A 19,353-nucleotide genomic window follows, 5' to 3' on the forward strand; every position below is an offset into this window, starting at 1 on the left:
GCAACTGTTTAATAAGGAAGCCTTCATGGGTAACTAACTACATCGGTGTTAAAAAGAGGAGGTCACTATGAAATCATTCCGGATGTTATACGCGTTCATGTCACTGCTGATACTCATGGCAGCGGGCATGCCATACGGGGCGGCAAGCGCCGCGGCAGAGCCAGCCTCCGGTAAAACCTATCAGATCGGAACAGACATTACGTTTGCCCCGTTTGAATTCCAGGATGCTAGCGGCAATTTTGTCGGTATCGACATGGATCTGCTGGATGCGATCGCGAAAGATCAGAACTTCAAATATGAAGTCAAGCCGCTCGGTTTCAATGCGGCGGTTCAGGCGCTGGAAGCCAACCAGGTGGACGGAGTCATTGCCGGCATGAGCATCACGGATGAGCGGAAGCAGAAATTCGACTTCTCCGATCCTTATTTTGACTCAGGTGTGGTCATGGCCATTCGCAAGGATCAGGAGTCCATCAAAGGGTATGAGGATTTAAAAGGAAAAAAAGTCGCCGTCAAAACCGGTACGGAGGGCTACAGCTTTGCTGAATCCATATCCTCCAAGTACGGATTCACCATCGTGCCTTTTGACGATTCGGCCCAGATGTATGACGATGTCAGGACCGGCAATTCCGTTGCCTGTTTTGACGACTTCCCCGTATTGGCTTATGGAGTCGAACAGAACAACGGACTGAAGATCGTCACGGAAATGGAGCCCGGCGCCTCCTACGGATTTGCCGTCGGCAAGGGAAGGAACCAGGAGCTTCTGGAGAAATTCAATGTCGGCTTGATCAACCTGAAGGCAAGCGGAGAGTATGAACGTATTAAGGCAAAATACATTGGCGAAAATGCCGTAGGCGCGGTGAGTCAAAGCCGCTGGGAGCTGATCGTGGAGTCGCTGCCTTCGCTGCTGAAGGGCCTTGGCAATACACTGCTGCTGACCATCGTATCGCTGTTCTTCGCGTTTTTCTTAGGGTTGATATTCGGCTTTATGAAGGTCGGACGCAATAAATGGCTCCGAGGCATCGCAACCGTATTCGTGGACATTTTCCGCGGCATACCGCTGCTAGTCCTTGCCTTCTTCATCTACTTTGGTATTCCGCAGGCACTCGGCTTCACGATGTCGCCGATCGTGGCAGCGGTCCTGACACTTAGCCTGAATGCCGGTGCTTATGTAACGGAAATTATCCGGGGCGGTATCCAATCCATTGACCCTGGACAGCTGGAGGCTGCCCGCTCGCTCGGTCTGCCATACCGCAAAGCCATGATGAAAATCATCATTCCCCAGGCGATCAAAGTCATGATCCCGACCTTTATTAACCAGCTCGTAATCACGCTCAAGGATACGTCGATCCTGTCGGTAATCGGTCTGGTCGAATTGACCCAATCCGGGAAAATTATCATTGCAAGAACGTTCGCTTCGTTTGATATCTGGCTCGTGGTCGCCATCATGTATCTGGTCGTGATCACGATTCTGACCAAAATTTCGGGCCGTCTGGAAGGGAAGGTGCGTCATGGATAAAATCCGCGTAGAAGGACTGAAGAAGAACTTTGGCACGAATGAGGTGCTGAAGGGCATTAACATGCAGGTCCAGGAAGGCGAAGTTGTCTGTGTCATCGGGCCTTCGGGCTCCGGCAAAAGCACCTTCCTGCGCTGCATCAATCGTCTGGAGGACATTACGGCAGGCAGGGTATTCGTGCATGACAAGGATATCAATGACCCTAAAACAGACATCAACAAGGCGCGCCAGAACATCGGCATGGTGTTCCAGCATTTTAATCTGTTCCCCCACTTCAACGTGCTGAAGAACATTACATTTGCCCCGGTCGAGCTGGGCAAGCAGAACGCATCCGAGGCTCGTGCCACGGGGCTAAAGCTTCTGGAGCAAGTAGGCCTCTCCGATAAAGCGGAGGCCTTCCCGAGCCAGCTGTCGGGCGGTCAGAAGCAGCGTGTGGCGATCGCCCGGGCGCTGGCGATGAATCCGGACATCATGCTGTTTGACGAGCCGACATCGGCGCTGGACCCCGAGATGGTCGGCGAAGTGCTCGGCGTCATGAAGGATCTGGCGCGCGAAGGCATGACGATGATGATTGTCACGCACGAGATGGGTTTTGCCCGCGAGGTTGCGGACCGGGTGATCTTCATGGATGGCGGATACATCGTAGAGGAAGGCCCGCCAGAGGAAGTGTTCGGCAGACCGAAGCATGAGCGGACGATTAGCTTTTTGGAAAAGGTGCTGTAATCACGCAGCTATCCTATCTTTAACAAACCGCTGCCGTGTAGCTACATGTACCTTGCGGGCTGCTCCCTGTGTGTACTGCTCTCTGTGCGTTCTGCTCTCTGTGTGTACTGCTCTCTGTGTGTACTGCTCTCTGTGCGTTCTGCTCTCTGTGCTCACTGCTCCCTGTGCGCACGGTGTGTGGTCTGGGGCAGGCTTGGAGGGCTGTCGACTAGATTCATGCAGTAACCAGCGACCCTTCCAGCTAGCCCGTTAGGGTGAGACTAACCGGTTATCATACGGCTAATAATGGCATGTGCATTAAAATTAGAGTCGACTGCGGTGGTCGTGCGATGGCTGCACGCTGCTTTAGTGGAGCTAACGGACCAAGAGTACCTTATTTGAGGGAAAATGGCGGTTTTCCGGAAACTTCCGGACCAAGGATCCGTTATTCCTTCCAAAAGGCGGCATTTTACCTAAACAAATCCTAAAATAACGGATCTGGAGTCCGTTATTTTAGAATACGGCGCTTAATTCGGCAAATAAGGTCCTTGGTGTCCGCCAAATTAGCGACCGTTTTAGCTAATTCGCCTGCTTTAACCCGACTCGGTGAGTTTGTCCATATCGCATCACGCACAGCTTAAACAGGAGTAGGGGCGACCATAGCCCTTACTCCTGTTCTACTGTTCTATGGACATATCCGGTTCAAGTTGTTCCAAATATGGCGGGCAAGCAGCCATCTCCTCACACCTTTGTTCTAAATCTGCTTGAGAACATCCCCGAAACAGTCCTAATCCTCTATACTTTCCCGCCTTCCTGGAGGAGAGTCACACGATCAGCGTCCTTTTTATGTCAGCTCCCCACGTACTTCATTAAACCCATCTATTCTTCATATCCAAACCCATCTAATTTTCATATCGAATCTTCATATCCAACTTCATGTCAAACCTTCACTGCACAATCATTACTTCGTATCCAGAGATCGCTTATAAGGTACCATCACCGTAAATTTCGATCCCTTCCCAAGTTCGGATTGGACCGTTATTTTCCCTTGATGAATATCGACGATCCGCTTCACGATGGATAATCCCAGCCCGCTGCCGCCAGCGGCGCGATTGCGCGATTTGTCCGCTTTGTAAAAGCGTTCGAATATATGCAGCTGATCCGACTCCGACATCCCGGTTCCCGTATCCGTCATCGTAACCTCTGCCCCGTCTTCTCCTGCTTTCAGCACGATCGTGATCATGCCGTCTTCGGGCGTGAATTTGATGCTGTTGTGCAGCAAATTGTTCCATACTTGACTCAGGAGATCCTCCGTTGCCTCAATCTCTACCTCAGCGAGGTCCAGATCCACCTGAATCCGCTTCGCCAGCCATTGCGGTTCATTCGCCAAGACGACCGCACGCAGCTGCCCGTCGAGCCGGTAGCGGGCCCTTTCGAATGCCGGCTGCTCTCCTTCCAGGGACGACAGCTTCAACAGATTGTCACTCAACTGCGACAAGCGGCGGCTCTCTCCTTCGATGATCTCCAGATAACGGGCTCTCTTCTCCTCCGTAAGGCGGGGACTTCGGAGCGCTCGGGCAAACCCCCGAATCGAAGTAAGTGGGGATTGGATTTCATGGGACACATTAGAGATGAAATCCTGACGCATGGTCTCCATCCGCCCCAATTCGCCGGCCATGTCGTTAATGCTGCTCGCGATCATCTTGAACTCCCCGCGCCATTCATTTTCGTTCATCTTTACATTGAAGTCCCCCTGCGATATCCGTCGCATGGCATCCGTAATGGAATTCAGCATGGCCATTTGCCGGTGCTTGAAGAACATGCCCACGACCAGCATGCACAGGAAGAAAATGATCACGCCGACAAACAAGTCGATCAGTTGGATGGCATAATCCCACGGCGGGGTTCCCGTCCAGGTGTAAACAAACCGAGTCACATAAGTCGCCGCCGTCCATGACGCTCCCAAGACCGCGAAAACCAAAATCGTCTGAAGCGTTTCTCGAACGATCTTCCACAAGATTTTGGGTGTTTTTTTCATCAGCTCTCACCTGCTTCTAGGCGATATCCCAGCCCGCGCACCGTCCGAATCCTGAACCGGTACTTCTCCTCCGGGAACCGCTCCCGCAGCCGATTCACGTGGACGTCCAACGTCCGTTCGTTCCCTTCAAAGTCATAGCCCCATATCTCTTCGATCAACCGATCACGCGTCAACGTGCTCCCCGGGTAGCTGGCCAGCTTGAAGAGAAGCTCAAACTCCTTCAGCGGCAGGGTAAAAACCTCATCACCCGCCTTGACCTCATAGGTTCTGCGGTTCATCTGCAGCTTGCCGACGGTCACCGTCTGCGATGCGGCTACCTGATACCGCTTCAGCAGCGCTTTGACGCGCACAACGAGCTCCGCGGGTTCGAAGGGCTTCACCAGATAATCGTCGGTGCCCAGCTCAAAGCCCTTCACGATCTGCCTCGTTTCCCCTTTGGCCGTCAGCATCAGCACCGGAATACCGGTGTTCCTCCGGATCTCCCGGCATAACTCCCATCCGTCCATATTCGGCATCATGATATCCATCACGACCAGATCGACAGATGTCTGATCCATGACGGACAAGGCCTCGACGCCATCCGAAGCTTCGAACACCTCTTCCATTCCCGCTTCCTCCAGGAATACCTTTATGAGTTCGCGGATGTTCGGGTCATCGTCCACTACCAATATTTTTGCCATGGTGGCCCTCCCTTCTTCCCCAGCATCTTTCAAAGCGCCCTTAGGCCTTAGGCCTCGATCGTTTCATTCATTTGCAGCTGCTGCACGGCAAACTCTCTATACATATCATGCTGCTCAATCAATTCGTCATGCGTCCCCCGTCCGGTTACCGTTCCTTTTTCAATGAAAATAATCTGATTGGCTCCTACCACCGTGGATAACCGGTGCGCGATAATAATCGTCGTTCGTCCAGCCATGAGGTTCTTGAGCGCCTTCTGCACTTCAATCTCGGAACGGCTGTCCAGACTGGAGGTGGCTTCGTCCAGCATCAGAATCTTGGGATCCCGCAGCAGGGCTCTGGCGATGGCAATCCGCTGCCGCTGTCCGCCCGAAAGCTTCACGCCTCGTTCGCCCACATCCGTATCAAAGCCATGAGGCAGCTCGTCGATAAATCCATCCGCATAGGCCATTTCTGCCGCTCTTCGGATCTCCCCATCGCTAACCTCCCGGTCCATCCCATAACATAAGTTGTCACGAATGGTTCCCGCAATCATTGGACTATCCTGTGAAACATAGCCGATCAATCCGCGCCATGAGCGTAAAGAGAACGTATCGATCGCCGTCTTGCCCAATCGGATCTGCCCTTTTTGCGGAAGGTAAAAACGCTCCAGCATGGAGAACAGCGTCGTTTTGCCTCCGCCACTCGGTCCAACCACGGCCGTGACCGTGCCCGGCTCCATCTGAAAGCTGATATCATGCAGCACCAGCTCATCCGGCTTGTAACCAAACGAAAGATTCTCGATGGACATCCGCTGATTCGCGTTCACCACATCAGTACCGGCCGAAATGGACTCTTCCTCTGCATCCAGCGTTTCCAATATTCGCTCCGTTGCTCCTTTAGCCTTCTGAAACTGGGTGAAAAACGTCGTTAACTGCGTCATCGGCATCACGATCTGAATCAGATACAGGATAAACGCAACCAGCTCCCCAGCGGTCAGCGCCCCTGTGGATACCTGAAGTCCGCCATACCCGATAACCACCACCAGCAGCATCATCAGCACGAAGGACATCAGCGGCGCAATCCAGGCGGATACCACACCTTCCTTGATCCCGAAATTCAGCAGATTGGTAATCCCTTTATGCCCATTCTCATACTCTCTGTCCTCAGCATTAGAAGCTTTAACCAAGCGAATCTCGGACAACACCTGACTGATATTCGCTGTAAACGTAGCTGTCTCATCTTGCATGCCAAGCGATATTTTATACATTTTCTTGCCGAGCGGCACAAGAATCAGCGCTGCAATCGGAATGACGATAAACATCGTCAGCGTCATCTTCCAGTTTAAATAGAGGAGTACCCCAATGGAACCGACAATAGAAATGATCCCGCTGAAGAATCCGGCCACATGGTCCGATATGAGACTTTTGATCACTCCTGTATCATTCGTCATTCGGCTAACCGATTCCCCTGAACGGTTATGATCGAAGTAGCGAATCGGCAGCACAAGCAGCTTTTTCCACAGCCGATCCCTAAGGGCAGCCACCATCTTCTGTCCCGTATAACTCAGCAGGAAAATCGAGACCCCCGAGGCAATCGTCTGCAACACAAACGCAATGCCAAGCCCGATGATATGGGAACGATTCATATCCGTTAAGGAGAAGCCATCCACCAGGCTCTTTGTAAACATCGGAATGACTAGTCCGATCAGGGTTGATACCACACTCAGCAGGATCGCTCCAATCAGCAGCAGCATCGGAGGTTTCGTTTCTTTCAACAGCCGGAAGAAGGCCTGCGAACCTGCTTTATTGCTGCCGGCCGACTTTTCCTGCGTTATTTCTTGTATAGAAGTATGATCCGTTTCTCTCATCGGTTTCTCTTCCCTTCCATCCCTATTTATCATCTGTAAGGAAAGAATATATCAACAAGTTAAACTGAAGTTAAACGAGGGCTTAATTTTATGGAAACAACGCAAAATAACCCCACAAAGTGGAGCTTATGCTACGATGTTTATTCCAAATCCTTTGCGAGGGCCCCAAAATTGAAAAAGGACGGATATCTCCGCCCCTTCTCTTAAAACCTATTCTTATGTACGTAGAATCAAGCGAGAATCCCAGCAATACCAGAGCTTGATAGCAAAAAAAGCCTTGCAGTAACAAGACTTTTCTTAAACTTCAATCACGGTTGCCCTTATTGGTTCTCGAGTTCCTCTTTGCTCACCAAGTTCACGAGTGAAGTAACCGCTTGCTCCGCGTCGGCTCCCTCAGCACTAATGTAAACTTCCGTACCAGAGCTGATCGCAAGGCTCATAATTCCCATGATACTTTTGGCATTTACTTTTTTATCATCTTTTTCAACGAAGATTTCAGATGAGTATTTATTCGCTTCCTGAACGAACAGCGCGGCCGGTCTGGCGTGAAGACCCGTCTTTAACCGAACGACTACCGGGTGCTTTGTCATGAAAATTACCCCCTATCTAATAAATCTGCTGCATTGAAAGCGCGATTGACATTTTATAATATTATACCATTTTACCATACAGGACACTAGAAGAAAAAATTCTTACCCATTCCGAATCTTTTCGGCCAATTCGTCGATTTTGCGCAGACGGTGATTGACGCCGGATTTGCTGACGGTTCCTTTAAGAAGCTCGCCGACTTCCTTGAGATTCATGTCCGGATGAGCCAGCCTTATTTCCGCCACTTCCCGCAGTTTATCAGGCAAATTCTCAAGACCCATTTCCTTTTGGAGCAGCTTGATGTTCTCAATTTGACGGACGGCAGCGCCGATCGTTTTGTTCAGGTTGGCGGTCTCGCAGTTCACGATCCGGTTTACCGAGTTACGCATGTCCCGCATAATACGAACATCCTCGAACTTGAACAATGCCTGGTGGGCACCGATTAGATTAAGGAATTCGATAATTTTCTCGCCTTCCTTAATGTAGAAGATAAATCCTTTCTTCCGCTCGATACAACGTGCGTTCAGATGAAATTCATTCGCCAGATCCACCAGCGACTGGCAGTGCTCTTCATACATTGAGGCAATTTCGAGATGGTACGAAGACCCCTCCGGATTGTTCACGGATCCGCCAGCCATAAAGGCACCGCGCAAATAGGCGCGTTTACAGCAATTTTTGCGAACGATTTGTTTATCAATCCGCGATTGAAACAGAAAGCCTTCGGAAACGATGCACAGTTCTTTAAGTATCTCCTGAACCTGGGCGGGAATACGAACGATATATACGTTATTCTTCTTCAAACGCATTTTTTTACGCACCAAAAGTTCAGTATGCGCCTGGAAATGCCTCTTAATTAAGGAATAAATACGTCTTGCAATCGCGGCATTTTCCGTTGAAATATCCAGGATTACCTTTTTGTTCGAAAGTTGAACAGAACCGTTCATCCGAATGAGCGCGGACAGCTCGGCTTTTTCACAGCAGTTCTGGCTTTCGATCATTGTCAGTTCTTTCTTCGTCTGTGCCGCAAAGGACAAGGTACTCACCCCTTTCGTGTAATCCAATCCTGTACCAGCTGAAAAATATGGTTGCTCAGCTTGTCAGCGTCATGCCTTAAGTATGTTCTAAATAGCACAAGCTTATCTGCAATGAGTTTGTACCCTCTGCTGGTCACCTCATCACGATCCAGGAATACGGGCTTTGCACCCTTCTGGGCATACTTATCCTGAACCTGAGGCGGGATTTCTCCATCATTTACAATAACATAATCGAACAGATGAAGACCAATATGGTCGTAAACGGCCTGCAAATGATCACTCACCGTATAATTATCGGTTTCTCCAGGCTGCGTCATCACATTGCACACGAACATTTTGATCGCCTCAGAGGATACGATAGCCTCAGCAAGCTTGGGAACAAGCAAATTGGGCAAAATACTGGTATACAGGCTTCCCGGACCGATCAGAATTGCATCGGCCTGCTGAATTGCCTCCAGCGCCTCCGGCAGCGGCTCGACATGCTCCGGCTCCAGGAAGATCCGCTTAATGCGCTGTCCAGCCTCCGGGATTTTGGATTCACCGGTCACAATGGAACCGTCCTCCATCTCCGCATGCAAAATAACAGCTTCACCCGCCGCAGGCAGCACCTGTCCACGAACAACAAAAACCCGGCTCATCTCCTTGACTGCCGTGACAAAATCACCGTGCAAATCCGTCATGGCAGCCAAGATTAAATTGCCGAGGCTGTGCCCGGCCAGTCCCGAGCCATTCTTAAAACGGTATTTCAATATATCGGATAACAGCGGCTCCACATCGGCAAGCGCTGTAAGTACATTTCGAATATCTCCCGGGGGCGGCATCTGCAATTCGCTACGCAGTATGCCGGAGCTTCCCCCATCATCAGCGACGGTAACGATGGCCGTAATATCAAGCGGCTTTTCCTTGAGTCCCCGCAGCATGACGGACAGCCCGGTTCCTCCACCCATCACCACGATACGGGGACGCTTTTTAGCTTGCACAGCCACATTTATCACTTCCCTTAATTAATGCCGATCCCGATCAGAATCACGGTGACTCACCGATACCGTCTCCGTTTCGCTAACGCCCAGCATTTTGCCAAGGTATTCCGCTATCGCAACGGAGCGATGCTTCCCGCCGGTACAGCCAATGCCGATAATAACCTGGCTTTTTCCTTCCTTCCGATACTGCGGGATCAAGAAATGCAGCATATCGAGCAGTTTGGTTAAGAAAGCCTGTGTCTCCGGCCATTTCATCACATATTCATATACATCACTGTTCTGGCCGGTATTTGGACGCAGCTGCTCAATATAGTGCGGGTTGGGCAGAAAGCGCACATCAAACACCAGATCAGCGTCAATCGGAATACCGTATTTAAACCCAAAGGATGTAATATTTACCGATAACGTGCTGCTCTCCAGATGTGTGAAGCGTGAGATAATCTTCTCCTTCAATCGCACAGGCTTCATATTGCTGGTATCGATCACCTGAGTGGCCGAATTCTTCAGCTCATCCAGCATTTTGCGCTCCAACCTTATACCGTCAAGCGGCATGCCTTCCGGAGCGAGGGGATGGCGACGACGGCTTTCCTTATAGCGTTGAACAAGCACGGAATCCGTTGCATCCAGGAACAGAATCTCGCAATGGATGGTAAAGTGATCCTTGATGTAACTCAGAGACTCTGATAGAGCCGTGAAAAATTCGCGGCCACGCAGGTCGATGACCAATGCAACCTTGCCGATCTTCCCCTTGGATTGTTCGATCAGCTCCGCGAATTTGGGAATGAGCACCGGAGGCAGGTTATCGACGCAAAAGAATCCAAGATCCTCCAGACTTTGTACGGCCAAGGTCTTACCTGCTCCCGACATCCCGGTTATGATGATCAGGGTGGCCATGGATGATGTGTTGCTGCCGCGGTTGGCTGCTTCCAGCATCAGCTTTCCCTCCCTTATAAGTTTAGATCAGACGATGTATGGTGATTAATGACTACGAACGCAAATGCAGACCAGCAGCGCCTACAACGCCCGCATCATTGCCGAGCTCAGCCGGAACGATGCGTACACCTCGCTGAAGCGGCTCTGGTGTCAGCTTCGCAAATACAGCACGAACTTCATTAAACAGAATGTCGCCGGCTTTGGATACGCCGCCGCCGATAATAAAGGCTTCCGGATTCAACACGGCCGCAACGGCAGCCATGGATTTGCCCAGGTAATAAGCTGCGCGATTCACGATCCGAATGGCAACTTCATCGCCGGCTTTTGCAGCGTCAAACACTTCCTTCGCCGCAATGCTCTCTACATGGGCAAGGGAAGTACGGTCGCCACGCTCTACGGCATCCTTCGCCATGCGGATAATGCCGGTTGCCGACGAAACCGTCTCGAGGCAGCCCATTTCACCGCATCCGCATTGAATCGCTTCCAAGTCCGGCACAACCGAGATATGTCCAAGCTCGCCAGCCATGCCGCCAAACCCCTGATAAATTTTGCCGTTAATAATAATGCCTCCGCCGACACCGGTACCCAGTGTATAGCATACGCAGTTCTCAACGCCGCGGCCTGAGCCGCTCCAAGCTTCACCCAATGCAGCTACATTGGCGTCGTTGTCTATTTTGACGGGCTTTCCGAGACGCTCTTCAAGCAGTGCGCGAATCGGTACATCTTTAAATCCTACATTCGGTGCCAAAATTATGATGCCTTCACGAATATTCGTAAATCCGGCGAATCCAGCTCCCACACCAGCAAGTTGATCCCAGCTGTATGGCGATTCTTCTACAATGTGACGCACATATTTCTCAATGTTGTCAATAACCGTGTCAACGCCTTTGGCTGTTTCCGTCGGCCCCTCATACTTATGCAGAAGATGCCCTTCTTCATTGCAAATTCCAACTTTAATTGCTGTTCCGCCCAGATCGACACCGACGTAGATGTTCTCAGACATGTTTCAAGCCACCTTTTTCCTTCTATATTATAGATTGCTCCTACTGTACCCACTATAATTGAAGGCACTCCTGCGGTCAAGAGAAGACAACGTAACGGAAAGCCGTAAGCAGTCCTTTAATCGCGCATATGTAAGCGCATACAACAAAGCTCAAAATCGCCCTTATTTGTTCATAATCAGACCTCCTCTAATCTTCAGCAGATCGCACATGACAAATGTCACTCCAAAGTGATGACATCCTTTACTAACGGGCATTCCCTCGCTTTCGTATGATGAATTCAGATCATTTCGATTACGAAAGGAGCGATACCATGTCAAAACCAATCCATGAACCTATTGCGGAACTACGGCAGGTAACCAAAATGTTCGGAAGCAAAAAAGCAGTCAACCAAGTGTCGTTTACTATAGAAAAAGGATCTATCACGGCCATTCTCGGGCCAAACGGAGCGGGTAAATCAACCGCCATCTCCATGATGCTTGGTCTTAAAGACGCCAGCGAAGGCGAGGTCCTCCTGTTCGGTCAAAGCCCGAAGGACTTGAAGGTCCGCGAGAAGATCGGCGCCATGCTTCAAGAGGTGAGCGTCATGGACGGGCTCCGCACGCGTGAAATCATCAATCTCATTCGCGGCTATTATCCGAATCCGCTGTCGCTTTCAGACATCGCTCTGCTTAGCGGGCTCACAACAGAGGAGCTTAACAAATGGGCTGTAAAAATGTCCGGAGGCCAAAAACGCAAGCTCAGCTTTGCACTGGCGATTGCGGGGAACCCCGAGCTGTTATTCTTCGATGAACCAACGGTCGGCCTGGATACATCAGCACGCCGGTTATTCTGGCAGACGGTACGCAAGCTTGCCGATCAGGGCAAGACGATTCTGTTCACCACCCACTATCTGCAAGAGGCGGACGATATGGCTGACCGCATTCTGCTGTTCCACCAGGGTCAGGTTACTGCAGACGGCACGCCAGAAGCTATTAAGGCTAAGCTGACCCGAAGGTCGCTCTCCTTTATCGTCGATGCGGATCACCAGCAGGTCAAGGAGCTGCTTCATGAGGTCCCCGGCGTAACGGATGTATATGAACTGAACGGTCGGCTGAACGCCGTAACGGATAATACGGACACTGCACTAGCAGCTCTGTTTCGGGCCGGGCTGGCTGTACGTGATATCCGCATCGATCAAGGAAGCCTGGATGAAGCATTTGAGCAATTAACGATGAATCAAGGGGAGGCCGTATAATCATGACAACCTGGAAACTGCTGGCCATACAGTGCAAGATGGAGCTGCTTCGGATGGTGCGCAATCCGTATTATATTTTCTGGTCGCTCGCTATGCCGATTCTGTTCTATTTCATCTTTACTCGGGTCGTGAATACGGGGGCCGACGATACTGGACAATGGCAGGCGCATTATCTGATGTCGATGGCATCCTTCAGTGTCATGGGCACCGCCATCATGTCGCTCGGCATTCGCCTCGTGCAAGAGCGAGTCCAGGGCTGGGCTGTATATATGCGGGTAACGCCACTTCCCGGCAGCGTGTATTTCTTTGGCAAAATGTTTGTGCAGACAGTCATGCATCTGCTCTGTATCATCGTGATATTCGTAGCCGGCTACCTGATTAACGGCGTCTCCCTCACCCTCGGACAATGGCTGCTCAGCGGACTGTGGATTCTGATCGCATCCGTCCCGTTTCTTGCCATCGGTACCCTGATCGGCTCCATGAAACGGGTCGATACGGCAAGCGGTGTCAGCAACGGCATCTACTTAGGGCTGGCCGTGACGGGCGGGATGTGGTTCCCAATCGAGGCGATGCCTTCTATCATGCAAGCTATCGGCAAGTGGATGCCCTCCTACCATTTCGGCGGAGGTGCCTGGTCGATCGTGCGCGGAGAAGCGCCGGGCTTGGATAATTTCATGGTTTTGGCAGGATATTTGGTAGTATTTATGTTACTATCCACCTATATTCGGAAAAAACAACAAGCCGATTAAGGGGATAGGATGATGGCTTCATGAAAAAATTGAAAGACGCGAAATCTGCAGGGTTTGAGGTGTTTCCAACGCAATTGGGGTTTTTCCCCTATTTATGGCTCATTTATATATCCCTGCCCGTGATCAACATGATGAGCGAACAAGGATGGAAGATGGGGATCGGCTTTACGCTTATTGCCTTGTTTCTCGTCACGTACCGCCAGCTCTACTTCGCCGCGGGCACCCCTCGTTTCTTTGCGTGGCTGGGCGTTCAGATGTCCATCATTTTCATTCTCTGCATGTGGTACCACCCAACCTACATGTACATGGGCTTCTTTACGGCCAATTTCATCGGCTGGTATACCGACCGGCGTAATTTCACGATCTCCCTCGTATTGTTCGGCATCATCGAGACCGTTCCTTTAATCAAAAATGCGAGCTTGCTGGGCTGGAAGGATCTGGTCTTTATGATTCCTTTCTTTCTCATCATGCTATTTTCACCCTTCGGTATCCGCTCATTGAACCGGCGGCAGGAGTTGGAGAAGGAGCTCGCGCAGGCTAACGAGCAGATTCGCAATCTGATTAAAGGCGAAGAGCGGATGCGTATCGCCAGGGATCTTCATGACACCTTAGGCCATACCCTCTCCCTCATCACGTTGAAGAGCCAGCTTGTCGAGAAGCTGGCAATGAAGAATCCCGAGAAGGCCCAATTGGAAGCCCGGGAGATTCAGAACACCTCTCGTGCCGCGCTGCGCCAAGTACGTGAGCTGGTGTCCGATATGCGGACCGCCACCTTGCCCGAGGAATTGGTAGAGGCCCAGATCATTCTGGAGAGTGCCGATATCCGGTTTATCTGCACCGGTAACCCGAAGCTGGAGGGAATATCCGACCTGGCCCACAATATTCTGAGCCTCTGCTTGCGGGAGGCCGTGACCAATGTGGTGAAGCACAGTCAGGCAAGCCAGTGCCGGATTGCCATCGAGTCGCTTGACAATGAGTGGCGTCTTGAGGTGGCCGACAATGGAGTCGGTCTTCAATGCAAAGGAGAATATCCATCTTCTTCATCCAACAGTAATGGCCTGAAAGGCATGGTGGAGCGGCTTTCCCTTATCGGGGGTACCGTAGAGGCCAGCTCCGACCAGCAAGGCACGATAATAGAAATTCGTGTTCCGATCATCATCAAGAACCGGAAGGAGGACGCAACCCATGAGCATCAAAGTGCTGATCGCCGAGGATCAACGAATGCTGCGAGGCGCTCTGGCTTCCTTGCTTGATTTTGAAGACGATATTGATGTGATTGGTCAAGCCGGCGACGGCGATGAAGCTCTATCCCTGATTGGCTTGCATCAACCCGATGTATGCCTGCTCGATATCGAAATGCCTGCGCGCAGCGGTCTCGAAGTAGCGGAGGAAGTTAAGCTGCGCGGTTATGCCAGCCGAGTCATCATACTTACGACCTTTGCTAGACCCGGTTATTTCGAGCGGGCCGTGCAGGCGGGAGTTCAGGGATACCTGCTTAAGGACGAGCCCAGTGAACGGCTGGCAGAAGCCATCCGCCGGGTAATGGATGGGCGGCGGGAGGTCTCCCCTGAGCTCGTATTCGGTACGCTTTCAGGTACGGGTGCCAATCCGCTGACCGAACGCGAACGGGAAGTGCTGCGGTTGGCTGCAGACGGCAACAGCTCCAATGAAATTGCCTCGAAGCTTCACTTGTCCTATGGGACTGTCCGCAACTATATGTCTGAGATTTTAAGCAAGCTCAGTGCCAAGAACCGGATTGAGGCCATCTCGATGGCCGAAGAGAAGGGCTGGATATAGCATTCCTTGCAGCTTGATCACCCCCCTTACCCTCGTCTTGAAGAGACGGGGGCCTTTGTATCTCACAGCACAAACAGGCCCATTTGGGTCTGTTTTTTTCTTTTTGATTGACACATCCTCCCACCTAGCATTATAGTATGTTACAAGACTAACATACCGACAGGGTGATATCATGAATTCCAGGTTTGACGAAGGACAGCCGATTTTTCAGCAAATCGCAGATATGATTGAAGATGACATATTGAACGGGACATACCAAGCGGATGATCAGATTATCTCAATGTCGCAGTTCGCGAGTACTTTTCAGGTCAATCCCGCAACAGCTGTAAAAGGCATTGCCCTGCTTGTCAATGAAGGGATTTTGTACAAGAAAAGGGGGCTGGGCATGTTTGTTGCTGCAGATGCCAAACAGATCATATTGACCAAGCGACAGGATCGGTTTTACAACGAACTCGTATTGAAGCTGCTTGATGAGGCAGAAAAGCTTGAATTGACCACCGAGGATGTTATTGAAATGATCAAACAAAAGAGATAGGAGATGAGCAGGATGAACGCAATACTTACCTGTTCCAACCTGAGCAAGAGTTACGGGCGTACGGAAGCGGTCCGAAATCTGGAGCTCCAGCTGGAAGAGAACACGATCTACGGCTTGCTGGGCCGCAATGGCGCCGGAAAGACCACACTGCTTAATATGATGACCGGCGGATCTTTTCCCGACTATGGCAGTATTCAGGTTTCGGGGGTAACGCTTAAGAGTGGAGAAACCCCAAAGGGAATTTGCTACGTAAGAGAGAAAAATTTGTTCTTCGGCGGTGCCAAGGTGATTGAAGTGCTGCGCTTGGCATCGGCCTTTCACGAGAACTGGGACTGGGACTATGCCCAGAGCCTGCTAAAGACATTCAAGCTAAACCCGGACAAAAAAATCCGCCAGCTTTCACGGGGAATGGAATCCCTGGTCGGAAACATCATCGGTCTGGCCAGCCGGGCCCCGATCACCGTATTTGATGAACCGGTGCTGGGATTGGATGTGCTCATGCGAGAGAGATTTTATCGCGTTCTGGTTGAGGATTATGCCAATCATCCCCGGACCATCCTGCTCTCGACCCATCTGATTGATGAGATCGCAACCGTCGTTGAGAGAGTCTATATCATGGATTCCGGCGCTATGTTATTGCATGACGATGTTGACCATATCCGCGCCAATTCTCATCTGTTGACAGGGAACCAGGAACAAATCGAACAATTTACGAAGGATCGTCACGTGATATATAAAGAATCTTACGGTAAAGGTTCCTTAACCGCGATATATGGAGCCATTCATGAGGCAGACCGTTCACAAGCCAACAAGCTTGGTATTGCTATTGACGGTTTACCGCTGCAAAAGTTTTTCTCCTATTTAATCGAAGGAGGGCAATCCATTGAATAAGACCACCGCACTCATGAGGGCTTCATTTCTTCAGCTTCGACCTTATCTCTTGGTGATGCTCGGCACCGTTGCGATTAGTTTGATTGCAAATGTGATCATAAGCCTGTCTCTTGGAGACAGTTCGGAGAATACGCAGGTGTCTGCGGCTAACATCCTCACCGTGTTCCTGATATTTGTAGGCAGTGTGCTCCCGGCAGGCTTGTTCCGGCGGGTAATGAATTTAGGAGCTACACGAAAAGAATATTATATTGGTATGCTTCTGGTTTACTCCATATGGTCCGCCATCTTTGCTGTCCTCAATATCATCTGGCTTCAGGTGGAGAACGGATTTATACGACAATATGAGAATACCTTCAACATCCTTGAAATCTTTGGATGGAATCAATTTGGCATCGTTGGCATGTTCTTCTATCAATTCGGTGTTTACCTGCTTCTTATTTCATTACTGAATCTGCTGTTTTCCGGTCTGCGTCATGTAATGGGCTGGGTGGTCTGGGTGATATTTATTGCGGCAATCCCTATCTTTACATCCATTCCTTCACTCCGGCATACGCTGGCTGATGGCTTGCTGGCCCTTCTCTTCAACGATTCGCTGCTGCAAGGACTCGGACTCACGCTGATCATCTCCCTCGTTCTGCTTGCAGGAGGCTGGTGGTTCACGGCCAGACGCACCATCGCTTAATATTGTTTCACCTAACAACGAGTTATTGGATCACTCTAGCTCGAAAGGAATGATGGATCTTGAAAAAGGATGCTGCCCCCCTTGAGGTGTTCCAGTCCTTTCTGTTATGGATAATTGCTATCGGTGCAGGGGTATTTGAAATGATCCTGGCTGTCATCGATTCGATATCCAGCCTAACGAGTGCTGGAATTGTCGGTATTCTCATTCAAGTTGCCGCACGAACGACGATGTTCGCTGTCCTTGTCTACATCATGATCAGAATGCTTCGGGGAAAGAATTGGGCGCGTATCGCATTGGCTTTGTTTTTAGGCGGGTTTGGCACTCTCTCCCTAATCATTGACCCTATCAAATGGCTCATTACAGGCGGTTCCCTTAGGGACGCCTTTGCTCAAGCAGACAATATTTCCATACTATTTGCCTCCAGCCGTACCCTTCATATGATCGCCGTTGTTGCGGCCTTGATATTTATGTTCAGACCCGCGGCGAATCGGTACTTCAAAGCTGAATCGTAAGTCAACTCAGCACCCGCTTGATTTAGGATCAACAGAACAACAACCCCTGGCCTATTTAAGGCCCGGGGCTGTTTCATGTAGATTATGATCACTTCAACCATTCTTCCTCGATAAACTGCATCATTTCAAAAGCGCCACCACCGGCATTGGAAGCCACTACAAGGGTATGACCGGTGGCCGGGTAATAAGCAGACCGAAAATTCACACCCGGATCATAGCCCATGACATGGTATTTAAACACATCCTCATTTTTCTGGGTAATCCACACGCCAAGCCCATAATTTAAGTTATGTGAAGCCAGAAGCTTCTCCGTCATGGATGCGGTGAGCAGCGTATTGTTCATAAGCGATCTCCATAACTTGATCATGTCCGGTGCCGTCACATACGCCCCACCATCGGCATAACCTTGAATCGGGATTGCATACTGGTTCGTTCTCCACGTGCCGTCCTCCTCATCAATATACCCGTAAGCCGTATTCGCGGGCAGACGATCAAGCGGGAAATATCCCGAATCCTGCATGCCGCACGGCTCAAATACAAACTGCTGGACATAGTCGCGAAACGGTATTCCAGCATGTTGTTCAACGATCAGACCAAGTACCACAAATCCTGCATTGTTGTAATGAAATCTTTCACCGGGCTGAAATTTCATGCGCTCATCCTGGAACAAAGGAAGGAAATCCCTTCCGTTCCGGAGTGTATACATGGGAACCGCTTTCCACAGATCCTCAAAATCATCCATGACCTCTTCATCAAAATAATCCGGAATACCCGAGCTGTGGCTCAACAAATGAAAAACGGTAATCTCCGGGCTAAAATTAGGCAGTGGGATATCCAAACAATCGCTTAGCTTGCTGTCCAGCGACAGCTTGCCCTGTTCGATAAGCTGACAAACCGCAATAGCGGTGAACAGCTTACAGCCTGAGGCAATGCCAAACCTGGTGTCTGTTTGATTCGGGATGTGATCGGCCCGGTTGGAATAACCGAAGGCACCATCCCATACGACGTTGTCATTTTCATCTGTTACGAGCACAGCTCCCGAAAAACGAATGCCAGCAGCAAATTCCTTCATTTTATGTATCATCACGAATCCCACCCTTTATCTGATTAGGGGTATTTTAACATCATTCTGGATGACGGTCTCGGTACACAACCAGTATAATAAAATATTCCCCCTATAGCCGGAATGCCGGTTGAAGCTCCAGGGGGAAGCCCATTTAGGTCTTTCGCTGCTCCAAGCACAATAACCCCTTCCTGCCAACCATGTCGAATTTCATCACTTGATGAACGCTTCGATCACAGTCTGCATGTGGGGGGATTGTAAAATGTATATTCGCTTCTACCCTAATGTCTCCACATCAGCAGCAGGATCACCGGGACCGCAAAAATAAGCAACCCGGCCCCAATCATCGAAGCGACCTGCAGCATGAATGTGTGCTTGGTTGGACCGGACGTCTGCAGCATTCCGCATTGAGCGCATCTGTTAGAGGCAGGGTATACCTCGCCGCCGCAGCTGACACAAATCCCATTATTCCTCATGAATAACGCTCCTTTACTTGGAAAGACAACATCGACATCTATGCATTGCTTTATCATTTAACATATCTTATGAACGGAATCCTCACGGATCCTA

General features: G+C 50.4%; 20 protein-coding genes. 10 read left to right on the plus strand and 10 right to left on the minus strand.

Annotated elements, in window-relative coordinates; genetic code table 11:
- The first annotated feature begins 127 nt into the window (after positions 1–127).
- Entirely contained in the window at positions 128–1,516 is a 1,389-nt protein-coding gene (locus AB4124_RS08815; RefSeq protein WP_441972507.1) for an amino acid ABC transporter substrate-binding protein/permease, read from the plus strand.
- Positions 1,509–2,237: an amino acid ABC transporter ATP-binding protein gene (locus AB4124_RS08820; protein ID WP_076326183.1), complete on the plus strand. Its 729-nt coding sequence runs from the start codon at positions 1,509–1,511 to the stop codon at positions 2,235–2,237. Before AB4124_RS08815 ends, AB4124_RS08820 begins: the two co-directional genes overlap by 8 nt.
- A 940-nt stretch (positions 2,238–3,177) precedes the next feature.
- Here the strand turns inward: AB4124_RS08820 and AB4124_RS08825 are convergent.
- From AB4124_RS08825 to AB4124_RS08860, 8 genes are all read right to left on the minus strand, one after another.
- Positions 3,178–4,254, minus strand: a complete 1,077-nt coding sequence (locus AB4124_RS08825) for a HAMP domain-containing sensor histidine kinase (protein WP_441972413.1) — start codon at positions 4,252–4,254, stop codon at positions 3,178–3,180.
- On the minus strand, positions 4,254–4,934 hold the full coding sequence (locus AB4124_RS08830) for a response regulator transcription factor (protein ID WP_441972415.1): 681 nt from the start codon (positions 4,932–4,934) through the stop codon (positions 4,254–4,256). The genes AB4124_RS08825 and AB4124_RS08830 overlap by 1 nt, the downstream gene beginning before the upstream one ends.
- Before the next feature lie 47 nt (positions 4,935–4,981).
- Positions 4,982–6,781 (minus strand): ABC transporter ATP-binding protein, encoded by a 1,800-nt coding sequence (locus AB4124_RS08835; protein WP_441972417.1) that lies wholly within the window; start codon positions 6,779–6,781, stop codon positions 4,982–4,984.
- A 320-nt stretch (positions 6,782–7,101) separates the two neighbouring features.
- Entirely contained in the window at positions 7,102–7,371 is a 270-nt protein-coding gene (locus tag AB4124_RS08840) for an HPr family phosphocarrier protein (protein WP_006207570.1), read from the minus strand.
- Between the two features lie 102 nt (positions 7,372–7,473).
- Complete coding sequence (gene whiA / locus AB4124_RS08845) at positions 7,474–8,403, minus strand: DNA-binding protein WhiA (RefSeq protein WP_076326180.1); 930 nt, start codon at positions 8,401–8,403, stop codon at positions 7,474–7,476.
- 5 nt (positions 8,404–8,408) lie between these two features.
- Positions 8,409–9,350, minus strand: coding sequence for a gluconeogenesis factor YvcK family protein (locus AB4124_RS08850; RefSeq protein WP_174819264.1), 942 nt, complete (start codon positions 9,348–9,350; stop codon positions 8,409–8,411).
- Between the two features lie 57 nt (positions 9,351–9,407).
- On the minus strand, positions 9,408–10,316 hold the full coding sequence (gene rapZ, locus AB4124_RS08855; protein WP_076326178.1) for an RNase adapter RapZ: 909 nt from the start codon (positions 10,314–10,316) through the stop codon (positions 9,408–9,410).
- A 52-nt stretch (positions 10,317–10,368) separates the two neighbouring features.
- Entirely contained in the window at positions 10,369–11,319 is a 951-nt protein-coding gene (locus AB4124_RS08860; RefSeq protein ID WP_098741335.1) for an ROK family glucokinase, read from the minus strand.
- Between the two features lie 311 nt (positions 11,320–11,630).
- On the opposite strand from AB4124_RS08860, the gene AB4124_RS08865 reads away from it, so the two are divergent.
- The 8 genes from AB4124_RS08865 (at position 11,631) to AB4124_RS08900 (ending at position 17,720) form a co-directional block, all read left to right on the plus strand.
- Positions 11,631–12,554, plus strand: a complete 924-nt coding sequence (locus AB4124_RS08865) for an ABC transporter ATP-binding protein (RefSeq protein ID WP_441972420.1) — start codon at positions 11,631–11,633, stop codon at positions 12,552–12,554.
- Between the two features lie 2 nt (positions 12,555–12,556).
- On the plus strand, positions 12,557–13,303 hold the full coding sequence (locus AB4124_RS08870; protein ID WP_076326175.1) for an ABC transporter permease: 747 nt from the start codon (positions 12,557–12,559) through the stop codon (positions 13,301–13,303).
- Positions 13,304–13,323: 20 nt separating this feature from the next.
- Complete coding sequence (locus tag AB4124_RS08875) at positions 13,324–14,556, plus strand: sensor histidine kinase (RefSeq protein WP_441972423.1); 1,233 nt, start codon at positions 13,324–13,326, stop codon at positions 14,554–14,556.
- The gene (locus tag AB4124_RS08880; RefSeq protein WP_076326173.1) at positions 14,489–15,100 is read left to right on the plus strand and encodes a response regulator transcription factor; all 612 of its coding nucleotides are present in this window, start codon (positions 14,489–14,491) and stop codon (positions 15,098–15,100) included. The genes AB4124_RS08875 and AB4124_RS08880 overlap by 68 nt, the downstream gene beginning before the upstream one ends.
- Before the next feature lie 172 nt (positions 15,101–15,272).
- Complete coding sequence (locus tag AB4124_RS08885) at positions 15,273–15,635, plus strand: GntR family transcriptional regulator (protein WP_076326172.1); 363 nt, start codon at positions 15,273–15,275, stop codon at positions 15,633–15,635.
- A 12-nt stretch (positions 15,636–15,647) separates the two neighbouring features.
- Positions 15,648–16,526: an ATP-binding cassette domain-containing protein gene (locus AB4124_RS08890; RefSeq protein WP_076326171.1), complete on the plus strand. Its 879-nt coding sequence runs from the start codon at positions 15,648–15,650 to the stop codon at positions 16,524–16,526.
- Positions 16,519–17,208, plus strand: a complete 690-nt coding sequence (locus AB4124_RS08895) for a hypothetical protein (RefSeq protein ID WP_083659842.1) — start codon at positions 16,519–16,521, stop codon at positions 17,206–17,208. The genes AB4124_RS08890 and AB4124_RS08895 overlap by 8 nt, the downstream gene beginning before the upstream one ends.
- A 59-nt stretch (positions 17,209–17,267) precedes the next feature.
- Positions 17,268–17,720, plus strand: a complete 453-nt coding sequence (locus tag AB4124_RS08900; RefSeq protein WP_076326170.1) for a hypothetical protein — start codon at positions 17,268–17,270, stop codon at positions 17,718–17,720.
- Between the two features lie 88 nt (positions 17,721–17,808).
- Here AB4124_RS08900 and AB4124_RS08905 read toward each other — a convergent pair whose 3' ends face one another.
- A complete protein-coding gene (locus AB4124_RS08905) occupies positions 17,809–18,804 on the minus strand; it encodes a serine hydrolase domain-containing protein (RefSeq protein WP_441972426.1) in 996 nt (331 codons plus the stop codon).
- A 260-nt stretch (positions 18,805–19,064) separates the two neighbouring features.
- Entirely contained in the window at positions 19,065–19,259 is a 195-nt protein-coding gene (locus tag AB4124_RS08910; RefSeq protein ID WP_098741325.1) for a hypothetical protein, read from the minus strand.
- Positions 19,260–19,353 lie beyond the last annotated feature (94 nt).

This window comes from Paenibacillus sp. 2KB_20 (assembly GCF_052115765.1).
Lineage (GTDB): Bacteria > Bacillota > Bacilli > Paenibacillales > Paenibacillaceae > Paenibacillus_AQ.